General features: G+C 45.5%; 17 protein-coding genes. 1 reads left to right on the top strand and 16 read right to left on the bottom strand.

From position 1 onward, the window contains the following. Positions 1-51 precede the first annotated feature (51 nt). The 11 genes from rpsF to CCC70_RS03905 form a co-directional block, all read right to left on the bottom strand. Positions 52-339: a 30S ribosomal protein S6 gene (rpsF, locus tag CCC70_RS03955; protein WP_015527189.1), complete on the bottom strand. Its 288-nt coding sequence runs from the start codon at positions 337-339 to the stop codon at positions 52-54. A gap of 115 nt (positions 340-454) precedes the next feature. Next, a complete protein-coding gene (locus tag CCC70_RS03950; protein ID WP_022426426.1) occupies positions 455-649 on the bottom strand; it encodes a DUF951 domain-containing protein in 195 nt (64 codons plus the stop codon). Between the two features lie 50 nt (positions 650-699). Next, positions 700-1422, bottom strand: coding sequence for an NAD-dependent protein deacylase (locus CCC70_RS03945; protein ID WP_110103217.1), 723 nt, complete (start codon positions 1420-1422; stop codon positions 700-702). Positions 1423-1454: 32 nt separating this feature from the next. Further along, positions 1455-2273: a class B sortase gene (gene srtB, locus CCC70_RS03940; RefSeq protein WP_021651401.1), complete on the bottom strand. Its 819-nt coding sequence runs from the start codon at positions 2271-2273 to the stop codon at positions 1455-1457. 177 nt (positions 2274-2450) lie between these two features. Continuing rightward, complete coding sequence (locus tag CCC70_RS03935) at positions 2451-3323, bottom strand: phosphoribosylaminoimidazolesuccinocarboxamide synthase (RefSeq protein WP_287084313.1); 873 nt, start codon at positions 3321-3323, stop codon at positions 2451-2453. 124 nt (positions 3324-3447) lie between these two features. Further along, the gene (locus tag CCC70_RS03930) at positions 3448-4968 is read right to left on the bottom strand and encodes an ATP-binding protein (protein ID WP_287084312.1); all 1521 of its coding nucleotides are present in this window, start codon (positions 4966-4968) and stop codon (positions 3448-3450) included. Beyond that, positions 4965-6251 carry a vWA domain-containing protein gene (locus CCC70_RS03925; protein WP_287084311.1) on the bottom strand — a complete coding sequence of 429 codons (1287 nt, stop codon included), beginning with the start codon at positions 6249-6251 and terminating at the stop codon, positions 4965-4967. The genes CCC70_RS03930 and CCC70_RS03925 overlap by 4 nt, the downstream gene beginning before the upstream one ends. A 33-nt stretch (positions 6252-6284) precedes the next feature. Continuing rightward, positions 6285-6716, bottom strand: coding sequence for a hypothetical protein (locus CCC70_RS03920; RefSeq protein ID WP_118626141.1), 432 nt, complete (start codon positions 6714-6716; stop codon positions 6285-6287). Between the two features lie 156 nt (positions 6717-6872). Beyond that, positions 6873-7529 (bottom strand): SdpI family protein, encoded by a 657-nt coding sequence (locus tag CCC70_RS03915; protein WP_287084310.1) that lies wholly within the window; start codon positions 7527-7529, stop codon positions 6873-6875. Continuing rightward, positions 7519-7797 (bottom strand): autorepressor SdpR family transcription factor, encoded by a 279-nt coding sequence (locus CCC70_RS03910; protein ID WP_021977088.1) that lies wholly within the window; start codon positions 7795-7797, stop codon positions 7519-7521. The genes CCC70_RS03915 and CCC70_RS03910 overlap by 11 nt, the downstream gene beginning before the upstream one ends. Positions 7798-8012: 215 nt before the next feature. Further along, positions 8013-8243 (bottom strand): HPr family phosphocarrier protein, encoded by a 231-nt coding sequence (locus CCC70_RS03905; protein ID WP_110103223.1) that lies wholly within the window; start codon positions 8241-8243, stop codon positions 8013-8015. Between the two features lie 156 nt (positions 8244-8399). On the opposite strand from CCC70_RS03905, the gene CCC70_RS03900 reads away from it, so the two are divergent. Next, positions 8400-9626 carry a 6-phosphofructokinase gene (locus tag CCC70_RS03900; protein ID WP_118368989.1) on the top strand — a complete coding sequence of 409 codons (1227 nt, stop codon included), beginning with the start codon at positions 8400-8402 and terminating at the stop codon, positions 9624-9626. A gap of 147 nt (positions 9627-9773) precedes the next feature. Here CCC70_RS03900 and CCC70_RS03895 read toward each other — a convergent pair whose 3' ends face one another. The 5 genes from CCC70_RS03895 to CCC70_RS03875 form a co-directional block, all read right to left on the bottom strand. Then, a complete protein-coding gene (locus CCC70_RS03895; protein ID WP_287084307.1) occupies positions 9774-10862 on the bottom strand; it encodes a class II aldolase/adducin family protein in 1089 nt (362 codons plus the stop codon). Positions 10863-11103: 241 nt separating this feature from the next. Beyond that, positions 11104-12915: a S8 family peptidase gene (locus tag CCC70_RS03890; RefSeq protein ID WP_278603659.1), complete on the bottom strand. Its 1812-nt coding sequence runs from the start codon at positions 12913-12915 to the stop codon at positions 11104-11106. Between the two features lie 104 nt (positions 12916-13019). After that, positions 13020-13790 carry a prolipoprotein diacylglyceryl transferase gene (locus CCC70_RS03885; RefSeq protein WP_278603660.1) on the bottom strand — a complete coding sequence of 257 codons (771 nt, stop codon included), beginning with the start codon at positions 13788-13790 and terminating at the stop codon, positions 13020-13022. Then, positions 13787-14605, bottom strand: a complete 819-nt coding sequence (locus tag CCC70_RS03880) for an arginase family protein (protein ID WP_021651344.1) — start codon at positions 14603-14605, stop codon at positions 13787-13789. The genes CCC70_RS03885 and CCC70_RS03880 overlap by 4 nt, the downstream gene beginning before the upstream one ends. A 43-nt stretch (positions 14606-14648) precedes the next feature. Then, on the bottom strand, positions 14649-15593 hold the full coding sequence (locus tag CCC70_RS03875; protein ID WP_059086005.1) for a DUF308 domain-containing protein: 945 nt from the start codon (positions 15591-15593) through the stop codon (positions 14649-14651). Positions 15594-15664 lie beyond the last annotated feature (71 nt).

The following is a 15664-nucleotide window of genomic DNA, read 5'->3' as shown; positions in this document are numbered from 1 at the left end:
ACTTAACTGAACAGGTTCTTAATGGTGTTTTCGAAAAATCCGCTGCAAAAATTATGCCTCTTTCTTGACAACCAGGTATCTTAATACATTGTCCATGATGCGGACATGTCTCTCGATCTCCGCCGGGCACTGAGAATCTGCTTCAAACTGAATAAAATAGTAGAAGCCTTCATGCATTTTCTGAATCTCGTAAGCTAATTTCTTCTTACCCCATTCTTCAACTTCTGTGATCACGCCGTTGTAACGTGTGATGTAGCCTTTTGCTTTCTCAACTACAGCGTCACGTGCTTCGTCCTCAAGCTTAGCGCTCACAACTAATGCTAACTCGTACTTGTTCATGCTTGTCTTAACCTCCTTATGGTCTTTTGGCCCTTTGCCTGTCAAAGAGCAAGGATATGAAATATATCACGATTGTTGATTCTAGCACATCTCTCCCGTGATGTAAAGCATAAATTTAATTTTTTTCAATTTTTTTCAAATCTCGTGTATTTTTCTCAACCAGCTTACGTGCCACCATGATCTGATGTCCGCAGCCCTTGCATTTCAGGCGGAAATCCGCTCCTACGCGAAGGATCTCCCATTCTTTACTGCCACAGGGATGAGCCTTCTTCAGTGTGACAATATCTCCAACTTCATAATTTAATCCCATTTGATACTCCTCATTTTTATTTTTGCAGATCATCCCAGGTTCCCATATTTTCAGACTCTTATCTGAGAAAACACCTGCCCGATCGGTTCTTTAATAAGAAGATCCGCATATTTATCCCTCGGTGTCGGTGCCTTGTTGATCACCACCAGATGATTTCCCCGGAAATAATCGATCAGGCCTGCTGCCGGATATACCGCCAGAGAAGTTCCCCCAATGATCAGCACCTCCGCCTCTGAGATCACTCTTACTGATTCCTGGATCGTATAGTCATCCAGCCCTTCCTCATAAAGGACCACATCCGGCTTGATCATGCCGCCGCAACTGCACCGCGGAACACCTTTCGATTCCTTCATATATTTAAAATCATAGAATTTCCCGCATTTCATACAATGATTTCGGTAAACGCTTCCGTGAAGCTCCAGGACCTTTTTACTTCCTGCCATCTGGTGAAGATTATCGATATTCTGAGTGATCACAGCCTTCAGCTTTCCTGTTTGCTCCATCTCCGCCAGCTTAAGATGTGCCGCATTCGGTTTTGCAGTATCACAAAGCATCTTATCTCTGTAAAATTTAAAGAATTCCTCAGGTTTTCGCATAAAAAATGTATGGCTTAAGATCGTCTCCGGCGGGTAATCATATTTCTGGTTATACAGTCCGTCCTGGCTTCGAAAATCCGGGATCCCGCTTTCTGTTGAAACACCTGCACCGCCGAAAAATACAATATTTCTGCTCTCATCAATGATCTTTTGTAATTTTTCTATCTCATTTCCCATATCATTTCCTCCCAAACTTATCCGCAAAAGCTCTACTGTGGGTTCACCGCATTCACTCTTTTTCCCTGTACCACAAAACGTGTTGCCTGATTGCCGGTACAGGTTGATAATGTAACGATCTTATCCTTCACATTGGCTTCACTTGCAGTGGCATCTGTTCTGATCTCCGAATTCTGGAACATTTTTTTCTCATATTCCAGAAACTCTTTGCCAGGTCCTTTAAATAAGGTATACGTATCGCTGTTTACAGAAGTCGTATACGCTGCGATGATCTCATACCGGTAATCTTTTTCCGGTGTGAGGATCCAGAAATATTTGCTGGTATTATAAAGCGTCTCATCAGCTCTGTACTTTTTCAGCATTCCAAACATGGAACCATTCTTCATGTTGTGTCCGTACACCAGGGTATTACAATCGCTGAAATCTCTTTTGTTCTCATAATCAATAAAGATCGTTCCCGCAAAATTATAATTTTTCTCATATGTCTGGTGCAGATAAAAATTATTATCCTCTCCCTGTACCACCGGATAACTGATCTCAGGCAATGCTTCCATATAAATCCAGCCGATCACATCCTCATTGATACTCCTGAGAGAATCAAAATCAATGCTCACAGGTGCTACAGGCTGTTCATCCGGCTGATCTATCTCTTCCACCTGGTCCGGATCACGTTCTGTCACTGCCATTTCGGAAATGCTGTTATATTCATCGGTTCCTTTTTTATATTCTGTATAAATATGATAAAGGTTAAAAGCTGCATAACAGAAAATACAGATTGCCACGATCAGAACGATCGTCAGAATATGATCTCCAACTGTTTTTTTCTTTTTCACCTTGTTTTTCCTGCTCATAATCACACTCCTTTAAATCTGTCAGGATCATCTGGTTTCTGTATTTATTATAAATATCCCTCCGTTTTCTTGCAACCGTTTTGTTTTTGTCCTGTTTTATACAGAAAGAAGCCGCCTCGGAATGGGCATCCGAAGCGGCTTGTAAGGTATATTCTATTTCAGAGCTGCTGTTATTTTTCAGGCCAGTTCTTTTCCTGTAAGCATTTTGTATGCCTGGAGATATTTCTCAATAGTCTTGTCAACGATCTCCTGTGGAAGTGTCCAGTCGTTGTCCGGATTGGCTTTCAGCCAGTCACGTGCAAACTGTTTATCAAAGGATGGCTGACCATGTCCTGGTTCATAGCCTTCTGCCGGCCAGAAACGGGAGCTGTCCGGTGTCAGCATCTCATCACCGATGACCATGTTTCCGTCCTCATCAAGACCAAACTCGAATTTTGTATCTGCAATGATGATTCCCTTGCTGAGTGCATACTCTGCACATTTTTTGTAAAGAGCAATGGTGTTGTCACGAAGCTTTTCTGCATACTCGCGTCCTTTTCCCGGGAAGTATTTCTCAAGATGATCGATACTCTGCTCAAAAGAAATATTCTCATCGTGATCACCGATCTCAGCCTTGGTAGATGGTGTGTAGATCGGCTCAGGCAGCTTGTCGGATTCCTTCAGGCCTTCCGGAAGCTTGATGCCGCATACAGTGCCGTTCTCTTTGTAGCTTGCCCAGCCGCTTCCTGTGATGTATCCACGTACGATACACTCGATCGGCAGCATGTTCAGTTTACGGCACATCATGGATTTTCCTTTGAATTTCTCCTGCTGGAAAAACTCCGGCATATCCTTGGTATCTACAGAGATCATGTGGTTCGGAAGAATGTCCTCAGTCATGTCAAACCAGAATTTGGACATCTGGGTCAGTACAGCACCTTTCTTTGTAACTTCGTTATTCAGAATTACGTCAAAGCAGCTGATACGGTCTGTTGCAACCATGATCAGACTGTCTCCATTGTCATAAATCTCACGTACTTTACCTTCTTTGATTGGTTTTAATTCCTGCATGTTCTCACACCTCATCATTCGGTTATTTGATTTTTGTTTTCGACACCGTTACCGTATCACCTCACAAGCCCTCCTGTCAAGATGTCAGGCCCCTTTCAGTCATAAGTATTCGTTAAGGAATCATTCATATTTCTAATAGTGACGCACATTCCTCCTGAAGCTTTTTCTCCTGTTTCCGGTAAAGAAGCTTCTCACTGCAGGCAAAATAAGGATCACAGCCATACTCCCGGATAAAGGCCGCCGCATGGGTGTTCCGGGTCAATCCGGTAACAAAAAGCACCGTTTCCTGTCCGTCCCCGAAGCATTCCTCCATAAATGCAAATGCCTGTTCCAGCTCCCCGGTGATCTTTTTCGCACAGGCCTTTCTCTTCCCCGTCATTTCCGTAAAAAGCTGCCGGATCCGTTCAAAGCCAGCCTCTGTTTCTGTGATATGCTCCTTGCGGATGGTAAGGCTGAATTCTTCCAGAGTGCGGATCACAAGCTCTTCCGTAGTCTGCTGATCTGCGGTAAGAAGCTCCGCCTCCAGACGGACAGCCAGACTTTTCTTCTTCATATCTGTAAATTCATCCAGCGCCGTCATGTCCTTTTTATCCTGGAGAAAAGCTTTCAGATGCAGAAGTTCCTGATAAACAGCACCTGTCTCACCATCCATCTTCTCATAGGTCAGAAAACTTCCGTTCAGGCCGTCAAGCAGAAGCCCTGTCACAAGGAAGCGTTCCTCAAAAGAAGCATCCTTCGCCATTTTTACCTTTTTCTGCTGCTCTTCCTCCGGCATCTCTCCGGAAAGCAGGCGTTCCAGGCCATAGTCCTCTCCGTACTTCCGGTACAGCTGATAGCTGGCAAAAAAGCTTCTTGCGATCTCATCTCTGCATAAATACTCCCCGACCAGATTCTCCGTGATCTCCACGCCCAGTTCCTCATAAGCCTTCAGGATCTCAGACAGGTCTTCCCAGCCTCTTGCTGTCACGAAGAATTTCCCGTCCACTGTATTCTCCACAGAATAAAAATGATCCTTTTTCATGCCGAGATAAGCCAGGATCGATCCGTGGATCTCCTTTTTCCAGGCATACTCCATCCACACCTCAAGATCTGCCTCGATATCCATCCTCCGCACACGGTCCAGTGTTACAATATCAAACTCCCGGACCGATTTATTATATTCCGGAGGATTTCCTGCTGCCGCGATCAGCCATCCTTCTGGCACGCTGTGACTTCCGAAGGTCTTGTTCTGAAGGAACTGCAGCATAGTGGGTGCAAGTGTCTCGGAGACACAGTTGATCTCATCAATAAAAAGGATTCCCTCCTTCTTCCCGGTACGTTCCATACAATCATACACAGAAGCAATGATCTCACTTAAAGTATACTCTGTGATGCTGATCTCTTTTCCATTGTAGCACCGGGTCACGATCCTTGGCAGTCCTACCGCACTCTGTCTTGTATGGTGGGTGATAGTATAGGCTACCAGACCTGCCCCGCATTCCTCTGCCACCTGCTCCATAATCGCTGTTTTTCCGATTCCGGGAGGTCCCATAAGCAGGATAGGACGCTGCCGGAGTCTGGGAAATGTATAGCGCCCGGCTGCATCCTTCCGGTTGTAAGCCAGTAAGGTATGTTTGATCTCTTCTTTTGCCTCTTTTATATTCATGTTCTGTAACGCACTCCTTCCTGCTCTGCCACAAGCCGGATCGCCCAGGGCGGAACAAGCTCCATTTTTTCTGTTTTATGCAAAAATACAAAGGCCGTTTCATAATCCGGTTTGCTTCCGGGATATATCCCGTCCCCGTCTGTAAAATAGATCAGCGCCTTAAGACTGCGGATTTCTTTTTTCTCCTGCTGTTCCTTCACATACCGGAACACCGGCCGGAAATCCGTTCCGCCCCGGCCCTGTATGATGATATTTTTGCTGTATTCCTTCCATTCTTCCTCGGAATAGATCACCTTAACATCCTGGATACAGCAGTCACACTGGATCAGGTACACCTTCATTTTATGGAAAAAATTCTCTTTTTCACTGAGAATGGAATACGTTTCTCCAAGGAATCTCCGCACAGTCTCTCCATCACAGGAACCGGAAGTATCAATGGCGATCACCAGCTCCTCCAGACGGTTCACTTCCTTATATTCCAGCGGCTCGATCAGCGGAAGATTTCCATAATGCTCCATCCCGTAATTATAAAAAATATAATCAAAGCTTTCCGTATCCAGTTCCACCTCTTCCCGCAGCACAGAAAACTGACGGAGAAATTTTTTGTAATCGTACCTTCCTGATCTTACCGTTCCTGTTTCTTCCTTCTGGTCCCCTTTCTGGCTTCCCCGCCGTTTCCGGTGATCCTGACGGTTAGCGGCAGTATAAGAAAGAAGCTTGTTCCATTTTTCCTTTGTTCTTTTTCCTTTTTCTCCTGTGCAGGTGTCCCACAAGGTGTGATCGTCAAAATGAAAGGCTTCTTCCAGTTCTTCCAGGTGGAACGGAAAAGCCTGTTCCTTCAGCTTTCGGCATATCTTTTCTGCGGAATCCGACCTGTCTCCCAGAATATGAAAAACCTTTTCACGGATTTTTTTCGCATCGCCGCCTGTCTCCAGAATCGGAATCTTTTCCCTGGAAATGATCTGTTCTACTGCAATATCACAGGCCAGGTTCCATAAGCGTCTGTCCTCCTGATCTTCCCGAAAAAGATGCAGATACAGGCAGTGCAGCAGCATGTGCAGATAACCTCTTCGTACTGCCTCCGGCCTTTTTACATAAAGCTCCAGCAGATATTCCGGGAAAAAAAGGAAGAAAGCTCCATCTGTTCCAATGGTTCCGGTCTGCTCTGAGCCCTTCCCGGAAATACAGGCAAAAGCACCGTCCAGATATGGAAAATAGTAGTACAGCTCGTTCCTTATGTTTTCCAGGATATGTATTCCAAGCTCTTCCTGCCTCCGGTCCACTGAATGCCTCCTTTTCTGATTTCCTGAAAAAAATCACAACTCGAATTTTTTCTCTTTAAATCCATAATTTGCTTTTTTCAAATGGAGAAGTCCCATCAGCGCCGCAGGTCTCCTCCACTCTTCGGCCAGTTTCAGGAACACTTCCAGTTCCTGTTCCCCAAACCATTCGTTTTCATAAAGCTTCTCGATCTTTTCCCAGTCATCTTCCAGGATCAGACGTTCCACAGCCGGACGGATCCTTTTCTTAAGATATGCTCCATAATGCGCGCGTTCCTCTTCCTCCACACCTTCCTCCAGAAAATATCCCCGCAGGGCAACTGCCAGCCGCAGCGGCTCCTGCTTGGTACTTCCGAATTTCCGGTAAAGATGAATGGCCTCTTCTTTGGCATCCTCGTTCTCTGCCCGCATTTCAAGAGCATTGGCAGCAACTTCCACATCTTTTTGAAAACGGCTTAATTCTGTCATAGTGATCCCTCCTGTCTGCTGTCGGTTTATAGTGTTCGAGAAAATGCTTTTGTATGACATTATCATATCACGTACCGTTTTGTTTGAACATTATTTTTTGGTAAAAAAGAAGCCGCCACTGCCTTTTCCTGACAGTGACGGTCTGAATTTATTTTCTCAGATTCCCTTTTTATAAAGAATAAATGAATAGATCATTGGCACAAGGATGACCACAAAAATTACCGCCAAAACAATTTCCGTTTTCAGAAGCAGCGAATTCATAAGAAAAAGCACTCCTGACAGGATCAGCACCCAGCCAGCCATACGGTTGGTACGGTTCCAGTTCTCCTCGCTGTTTAACGTCCAGGGAAGCTTCATTCCCACCGTGTAATTCTGTTTCACCTTGTGGATATAATTTCCGAGAATGATAAACATGATACCAACCATGATGTTCACGATCATTCCCATATCAATGTCCATTCCCAGAGCAAGGCCATAGATTGACATGCAGGTGATCACAGATACCACCGGAACCAGCCACAGGATCATGGTAAAAATGCGCTTGTTGATATTTTTTCTCTTTGGATCATTGGCTGTAAAAAAAACACAGAACAGATGAACCAGCAGAAGCAGAAACGGGATCCCAAAAACTGCCACAGGCTTGCTGCTCCAGCCGTTGGCCAGATTATGCTGGTCAAAATGTGTGGCGATCTTCTCCGGCAGACGGTTCCACAGAAGGATTCCTGCCAGTGACGGCGAGATCGTAAGGATACTTCCGGAGATCAGGGACATTTTATACTCTTTCAGAAATTCTTTCTTTTCTTCATCTTTCATCACTATTTCCTCCTTTCAGATCACTGAGCCACAAAAGCAGTTCCTCCACTACTGTGGTATTCAGTTCGTAATACACGAAATTCTTCACCTTCGTCTCCCACACAAGATCTGCTTTCTTCAAAATTTTCAGATGATAGGATATGGTTGCACCTGTCATGTCAAAATGTCCTCCGATCTCACCGGCTGACATTTTCCCGTTTTTCAGAAGCTGCAGGATTTCTCTCCGCACAGGATCCGAAAGTGCCTTGAAGGTTTCCGCAAACGCCATCGTGTATGTCTTCCTCCTTTTTGATAGTATTTAGAAATATTTCTAAATAGAATATATCATTTTCGGATTTCCCAGTCAATAAGTATTTAGATTTTTTTCTAAATATTCACATTTGTCATCTATAAAAAATGAGGATACCGACCATCGCCTCTGCGACCTTACGATATCCTCATTCACCATCGATCAACCATTATTTATTTTTTCCCCTCTTAAACCTACCTCATGCAAAAACCAAGACTGGATGTGATCTCCGGCGCAAGCTCCGGCACATGTGCACAAAAGTCCATCTCTCTGCCAAGGCCAATGGATGCAACTCCAAGAATGGATTTGCCATTTACTGTTCTGCTTCCCCTTTTCAGATCCACTGCAAACGGAAAATGCTCTGTCACATCAAGAAAACGGTTCACTTCATCCATGCTCTCAAACTGTACTTTTCTTACTGTCATCGTTTTTTTCACCTCTTTTCTCTGTATATACTATTATATTACTATGATATGACCATTTGCATAGAGTAATTTTTTTATAAAAAAGGTGATTTTTTTAGATGTTATCTTCTCCTATTTCTGTTACAATATAAAAAACAACACCCAGGAGGTATCAGAATGTCAAAAAAGAACCTTATCGCAGGACAATCCGGCGGACCAACCGCAGCTATCAACAGCAGTCTTTACGGTGTGGTATCTGAAGCACTTAAACATACAGAGGAGATCGACCACGTTTATGGTATGGTCAACGGCATTGAGGGATTTTTAAACGGAACAGTCCTTGATTTCCAGGAAGCACTTCCGGGAGAGCAGCTTCTCGCTCTTACCTGGACACCCGGTGCCTATCTCGGCTCCTGCCGTTACAAGCTTCCGGAATCCCTGGAGGATCCGGTTTATCCGAAGCTTTTTCAGAAATTCGAGGAGATGAATATCGGCTGGTTCTTTTATATCGGCGGCAACGATTCCATGGATACCGTCAGCAAGCTTTCCCGCTATGCTGAAAAGATCGGCAGCGACATCCGTATCCTCGGTGAGCCGAAGACCATTGATAACGATCTTGTAAACACCGACCATACTCCCGGATTCGGAAGTGCTGCTCGCTACGTAGCCTCCACCGTCCGTGAGATCACCCTGGACGCCTGTGTCTATGAGAAAAAATCCGTCACTATCATCGAGATCATGGGACGTCACGCTGGCTGGCTCACCGGAGCTGCTGCCCTTGCCCGGAAATATGTTGGAGACAATCCGCTTCTCATTTATCTTCCGGAAACCGATTTCGATGTAGAAGAATTTCTCCGGAAAGTTCATGCTGCCTTCGAGAAAAACTGCAACGTCGTAGTCTGTGTATCTGAGGGAATCCATGATAAAGACGGCACTTTCATCTGCGAATACGACAGCGCTGCCGGAACCGACGCCTTCGGTCACAAGATGCTTGCTGGCTGCGGTAAATATCTTGAGAATCTTGTACGCAGCCGTCTTGGTGTCAAAGCCCGCTCCGTAGAGCTCAATGTAAGCCAGCGCTGCTCTGCAGCTATGCTCGCCGGAACAGACCAGCAAGAAGGCATCCTCGCCGGTGAATTCGGTGTACAGGCTGCCCTGAACGGCGAAACCGGAAAGATGATCGCATTTAAACGTCAGAGTGATTCTCCGTACTCCATGAAATGTACACTGGAGGATGTCAACGTTATCTGCAACGAAGAAAAGACGGTCCCTGTGGAATGGATCACAGAAGACGGCTCCGATGTCACCGAAGACTTTATCCGCTATGCCCGCCCGCTGATCCAGGGAACTGTAAATGTTCCGGTTGGCGAGGATGGACTGCCGGCGTTCGTGTATCGGAAATAAGATTTGTGGTAATGCGGATAAAAATATCCACATTTGCTGCGTAACTCTGTCCTGAGTAACTGTTTATCCGTCATTCGATAAAAAATGCACCGGGAATTCCTGATAGTTCCCGATGCATTTTCTTTATTTCTCTATATATTTTCTTTTTTATTTCTTACTGCGGTATGCTTCTGCTTCCCAGTGTGTGATAAAATATGTGATCTCATCGGTCATCTGCAGCGGGCCGCCAAAGCTCTCTGCATACACTGCAAGCTTGATCGCATCCTTTACCAGAAGCTGTGCCTTTGCTGCCTTTCCTTTGTTATCTTCCATGATAAATGCACCAACTCCCTGTACCAGGATCAGTCTTGGCTCTTTATCATGCTCTGCCATAAATGCATCCATCGCATTTTTCGCCTCATCAATATTTTCTACAAATAACGGATAAGGTCCGCAATATACAATATGATCCGGAGTAAACGGCTTCAGAAGAGGTGCTGCAGCAGTTTTGTCTTTTACAAAATTATCAGCCTCCGCAGCCGGTACGACTTCCACCGCATGTCCAAGCAGACTGGAAAGCTTCTGTGCTGCCTGCTCTTTTTCAGGTGTAACTGCATCACTTACATCCGCAGTTCTCTTTACCTGCTTTTCCAGCTTTCCGATCACACCATCGAATAAAACGCCGATCTCCTCTACAGTATCAGCCGCAACAAAAATTCCGTGATTCTGAAGCAGAAGAACCTGCACGTCTTTTCCTGTTTCTTCTTTATAGGCATTCATTTTCTCGAAGCAGATACGGGCAAGTGTGTATCCCGGTTTGCAGATATCGATCCAGAGTACATCTTTTCCAAGAAGCTCTTCGCAAAGAGCCTTTGCGCCCTTTCCGCAGGTCAGTCCATTGATAAGTGTCGGATGAACATGCAGGACATACGTATAAGCAAACAGATTGTGGAGCAGTGCTTCCACGCTGGGACGTTTGGTTTTATCCTCATCGGTCACTGCCGCCATTACATCTGCAAGATATGCAGATTCACGCTTCACATCATCCGCCGGATATTCCGTTTTCATGATCTCATTCAGACGGGCTCTGTCCATTTTGACAAATTCCTCTGCCTTAATGGTAGCAAGCTGTGTACCGGATCCCTTTACATACAGTGTTGTATCGTCTTTTACAGAAGTATTACCGCCTCCTGCCAGAACATAGGCCGGATTGCTTCCGTAAGTGTTTGACATTTTTACCAAAGTTGAAAGCTCCATAAGTAAAATTCCTCCCTGTTGTGTCATTATATAATTTTTCCATATATTTATAGTACACGATACAAAGTGAATTATCTATATGAATATTTTTTCCAAAATTAGTACTTTCGTATCCTTTTATTACTTTTCCAAATGTAATATCTATACATCTTTCCATTGAGTTTCTTCTGCGATCCGGGAAATCGTTTTTCCTTTATATATAAATAATAAGCAGCATACATGATCAAAAAAACAGATCATCTCACGTCAGCAACTCAAAGGTATGATACAGATCCACCCTCCCATACCCCCACTCCGGGTTTGGGTACTGCATGTTTTCTTCTCTTCTTGCGCCTCTCTGCAGATAATATTTCACGCTGCTCCCGGTAAAAAACGGCTGATTATTCCGTATGATCGCCCATTCAAACAGAAGTGCCGCGATGCCGGCGGTCTGTGCAGCGGATATACTGGTTCCGGAGCGGGTTCCAAATCCGCCTCGTACCAGCGGCACTTTTACGTTAACGCCAGGAGCTGCCAGATGTGGAGTGATCATGCCATCTGGCGTATAGCCTCTGCCTGCTGCAATGTAGATGCTTCCGTCACGATGCTGGTAGGCAGTTGCCGTAATGCTGTTCCTGGCGTCTCCCGGCGCTGTCACCGTGGTATAGGGGGATGGTTCCAGAAAATAGGTATCCTGGGAGATCAGCCCTTCCACAGGAAGCCATATATGGAACTGTACGTTCTGTCGATTTCTTGCCTGGGTAAAAATTTTCCAGATACCGGACGCCGGATGGAAAAATCGGATATACACCAGGGAATATCCGGTCTGACGCTCGATCAGGATATAATTCACATACACCTTTGTTTCCACAAAAACAAATGACAGCTCCTGGGTTCTGGAACCGATGGAACTGCTGACTTCCAGTATCTCACCGGTTGGTGACTGGATGGAAAGCTCATAGATTTCCGGCGGTTCTCCCCAGAATTCTATGGTAAAGCCCTGCTCTCTTTCCGCTACACGGAGTTCTGTCACGATCTGTTCCCTTCCCTGAGAAAAAATCCCCGTACTGTGGTTTCTTGTATTTCCTTCATTTCCTGCTGCCACAGATACGGATACCTGGGAAAAATTTGCCACATAGTCCACATACTGGCTTAACGCATTGGTCCCCAGATGCGCGCCCTGGCTGCTTCCGATCCCCAGGCAGATAGAAAGTGGCATCTTCAGCTTTTTGGCCTGGGAAATCGCAAAAGCAATGGCCATCATCACATCATTTTCCTGAAAAGCTTCTGCATCCGGAGGATAAAGATAAAAATTCCGAAGATATTGTTTTGCCGGCTTTACCTTGATGATGATCAGGGTTGCCTCCGGCGCTGCTCCGGTAAAATTTTCTCCGGGTACCATATTTCCAGCAGCAATACCCGCCAGTGCCGTGCCATGGCCGTTGGTATCTCTGGATGGCACGATGGCAAACGGCTCCTCGGAAGCCAGTGCCCGGTCGATATCCTTTTTCCGGAATAATTTGCCATATGGAACTTCTGTATCTGCTATATCATCCCCCGGCAAATTATCTGCATCTCCATTTTCAGCTTCCAACTCCCGTCCAGACTGATTTTGTTCTTCCTCTTCTATGGACTGATCCCATAAATAAGCGATTCTGGAGCCGCCTGCATTTCGAAACACCTCATTCTGATAATCAATCCCCGAATCGATCACCGCCACCGCAGTACCTTTTCCACGCAGCTTCAGATAAGGGTGATCGTGCAGCCTGTTGATCCCTGATTCCCCTGCTGCCTCCATATCCATGTAGGTATAGCATTTCGGGATCGAATTATAGGAGGTTCCCGTGACCTCAATTTCTCCCATACTTTCCAGCGGAACATAAAGAACCCCGAAAATTTCATTGATCGCCCGAAAAGATGCCCCCGGAAAAAGTTCCATAGTATCCTGGACATTCTGCATATATTTCACGATAAAATCCCCGAAGCGCTGACTCTGTGCCGGATTTTCCGTCTGCGCTCCGGGGATCTTATCCTCTGTTTTCATATTTGGTTCAAAATCTTCTTTTCTGAGCATGACAGGCCTGCTTTCGCCTTTTTCATAGATGTATGCAGCGAAAGCCTGTCCTTATACCACTATTGTCCAACTTTTTCCTGATACATGGAACTTCCCTGATTCGTTTAAACGCAGCTCTTGCTGTCTCTTTTTTTCCTGATCAATATCAGCAGCACGATTCCCGCAATCCCGGTAAAAATACTGATAAACTGGGACGTCGACAAAATCCCCACACTTCCACGGATAATATCCCCACGGAAAAACTCGATCACAAACCGTCCAATGCTATAAAAGATCAGATAACAGGCAGTGACCTGACCATCTTCTTTTTTGTTCCGTGCGATCAGCAACAACAGAAGAAAATGCAGAAAATCCAGTCCGCTGGAATACAACTGCGTCGGGATCAGCGCCACGTGATTGGGCGCATATTCAGAATTCTGAAATATCACAGAAAAAATACTCTCTGTCTCTTTTCCATAACAGCAGCCCGCCAGGAAACATCCGATCCGTCCAAATCCCTGGGCCAATGCCACAGATGGCAGGATCACATCTGCATATTTAAAAAATACAAGCTTTCTGATCCTGCAGTACAAAAGCCCCGTCAGTATCCCGCCGATGATACCGCCAAACACCACAAAACCAGAGCTTAAAGTTTCCATTATAAATCCCGGATCCTGAACAATTGATTTCCACTCTGTGATCCAGAAGAGAAGCTTTGCACAGAAAAATCCCCCTACCAGGCACCACAGGATCATTGGAAAGATCTGTTCACTGTCAAGCTTCTGTTTTCCGGCTCTATATTCTGCAGTCAGGCAGCCTGCCAAAATTCCAATGGCGATCATCAGACCATAACCGTATACCGTAAATGGCCCAATGGTAAGAAGTTCATTTTTCATCGGTTTCCTCCTGTTATCTCATTCTTATTTCCGTCATGATCTTCGCTCCCGTATGCGGACAGAAAACACTCCAGCAATGTAGCATTGGCCCGGTCATTCAAGGCGCTGTTTCCAGATTCTGCTACATCACATTCACCACAGATATCCACGCCCAGGATTCCCTCTGCACATATTTCTCTGACTCTCTTCAGACATTCCAGCATCGTATTCAGGCGCATATCCCCCTGGCTCCAGTTCGTGTCCGCATCATCCTTGCAGAGAACATCTTTATCCACAGAAATGTACAGCGGCAGCTTTCCCACATGCTTGCTTACAAACGCACACACCTGCGCCTCTTCCATTTCCAGAAGCTTCTCTCTGCTCAAGAATTCCACCTTTTCCTGAATCTCCGATTCCACTCTGGAAAAAGCTTCCTCATCCGGGCCGATCAGGATCACCCTTTTAAGCAATGGAAGTTCCATAACAGAATCGTAGATCCATCCTCCGCAGGAAAGCAGACCTCCGAATGCCGGCGGCTGCATATCCGTGTGATTGTCAAATACAAGAAGCGAGAAAGGCTCCGATATCTTTTCCAGCCAGATTCTTGTCATATAGTGATAGTTTCCGGAATCAATAAAATGGATTCCTCCGGAAGAATAAGGGGCAATACGGCTGCGAATGGCATTCATCGCATCCTCATCACAGTAGCAGTTGGTTCCGGGAATGTCCCTGGCCTCCACCCGGGATACTTCTTTTCCCCTCCAGAACTGCTGATCCTCATATATTCCGGAAAAATCCATCATCAGTATCTTTATATTTTTATCTGTATTTTTCATGTGCACATCTTACCACGGAATGGCAGATGATGCAAGAGAAGGGTCAGTCCTTCCACTCTTCCAGTTCTTCATCGGAACCGTCCAGAAGATCCTTCAGGCTGCCGGTTTCCGCCTGGTCTTTGCCTACAGCCCAGAGCTTCATCTCCACATTCTCCGGTTCTTTTTCCCATCGGGAATTCTTCTGCTTTTGCTCTTCTTCCGGTTCTGTGGATTCTTCTGTCTCTTTTCTGTCCGCAGAATATCCGTCTGCATCCTGCGCCGGCATAGCCGCTGTAGTCTCTGCTGTAGTTTCTGTTGGATATTCTGTTTCCTTCCCACTCTGCTGCTCACTCGGCGCGTTTTCATCCTGGGTTCTTGTATCATTTGGCACATCCATATCTGCCGTTTCATTTACAGCATCTGCACTGTCTGCACCAGAATCTTCCTTCTCTGTCTCCGCCTTTTTTGCGATCTTTCGAAGCCCCAGCTTCATAATAATATAGAATACGATATCCGCAGCTCCGTCACACACCAGCACCCAGCCGGAAAAGATCAGCAGAGTCATGATCTTCGGAAATCTTCCAAACAGCATCACGATTCCAAGTGCAATGAAAACAAGACTTCCGATCAGAAGCACGCTCCATGCGCCGTTTCCTCCTTTTTTCAGAAGGAAGGCTCCTTTAAACTTCCACAGACTGTCAACCAATACAAATGCGCTGAGCATCCATGGAAGCAATTTGATCACGATAGACGGTGTCATAAAAAGAAACACCCCCAGCACAAAAACAACCACACCACTTAGAAGATCCATGATCGTAGCTTTCGCTTTTCCACGTATGTAAATATAGATATGATAAATGCCAGCTCCGATGAGGATCAGCCCGAATACTACTTTGCAGATCACGTCCACCGTCTGCGTGGGGATCAGGATCAGGCAAAGTCCAAGCAGTATATAAAATACTGAGGAGATGATCTCACCCTTTAGAATGTTATTAATTTTTTCACCCATGTTCATTCATACCTCCTCTGTTATTCCAACAGTATAGCTCTTTTCCACTGGTCAGTCCACCCTGAACCGTC

Origin of the sequence: Blautia sp. LMAG:89, assembly GCF_008679485.1 — a bacterium.
Classification (GTDB): Bacteria; Bacillota; Clostridia; order Lachnospirales; family Lachnospiraceae; genus Blautia_A; species Blautia_A fusiformis.
This window is presented reverse-complemented; position numbering and strand designations above follow the sequence as displayed.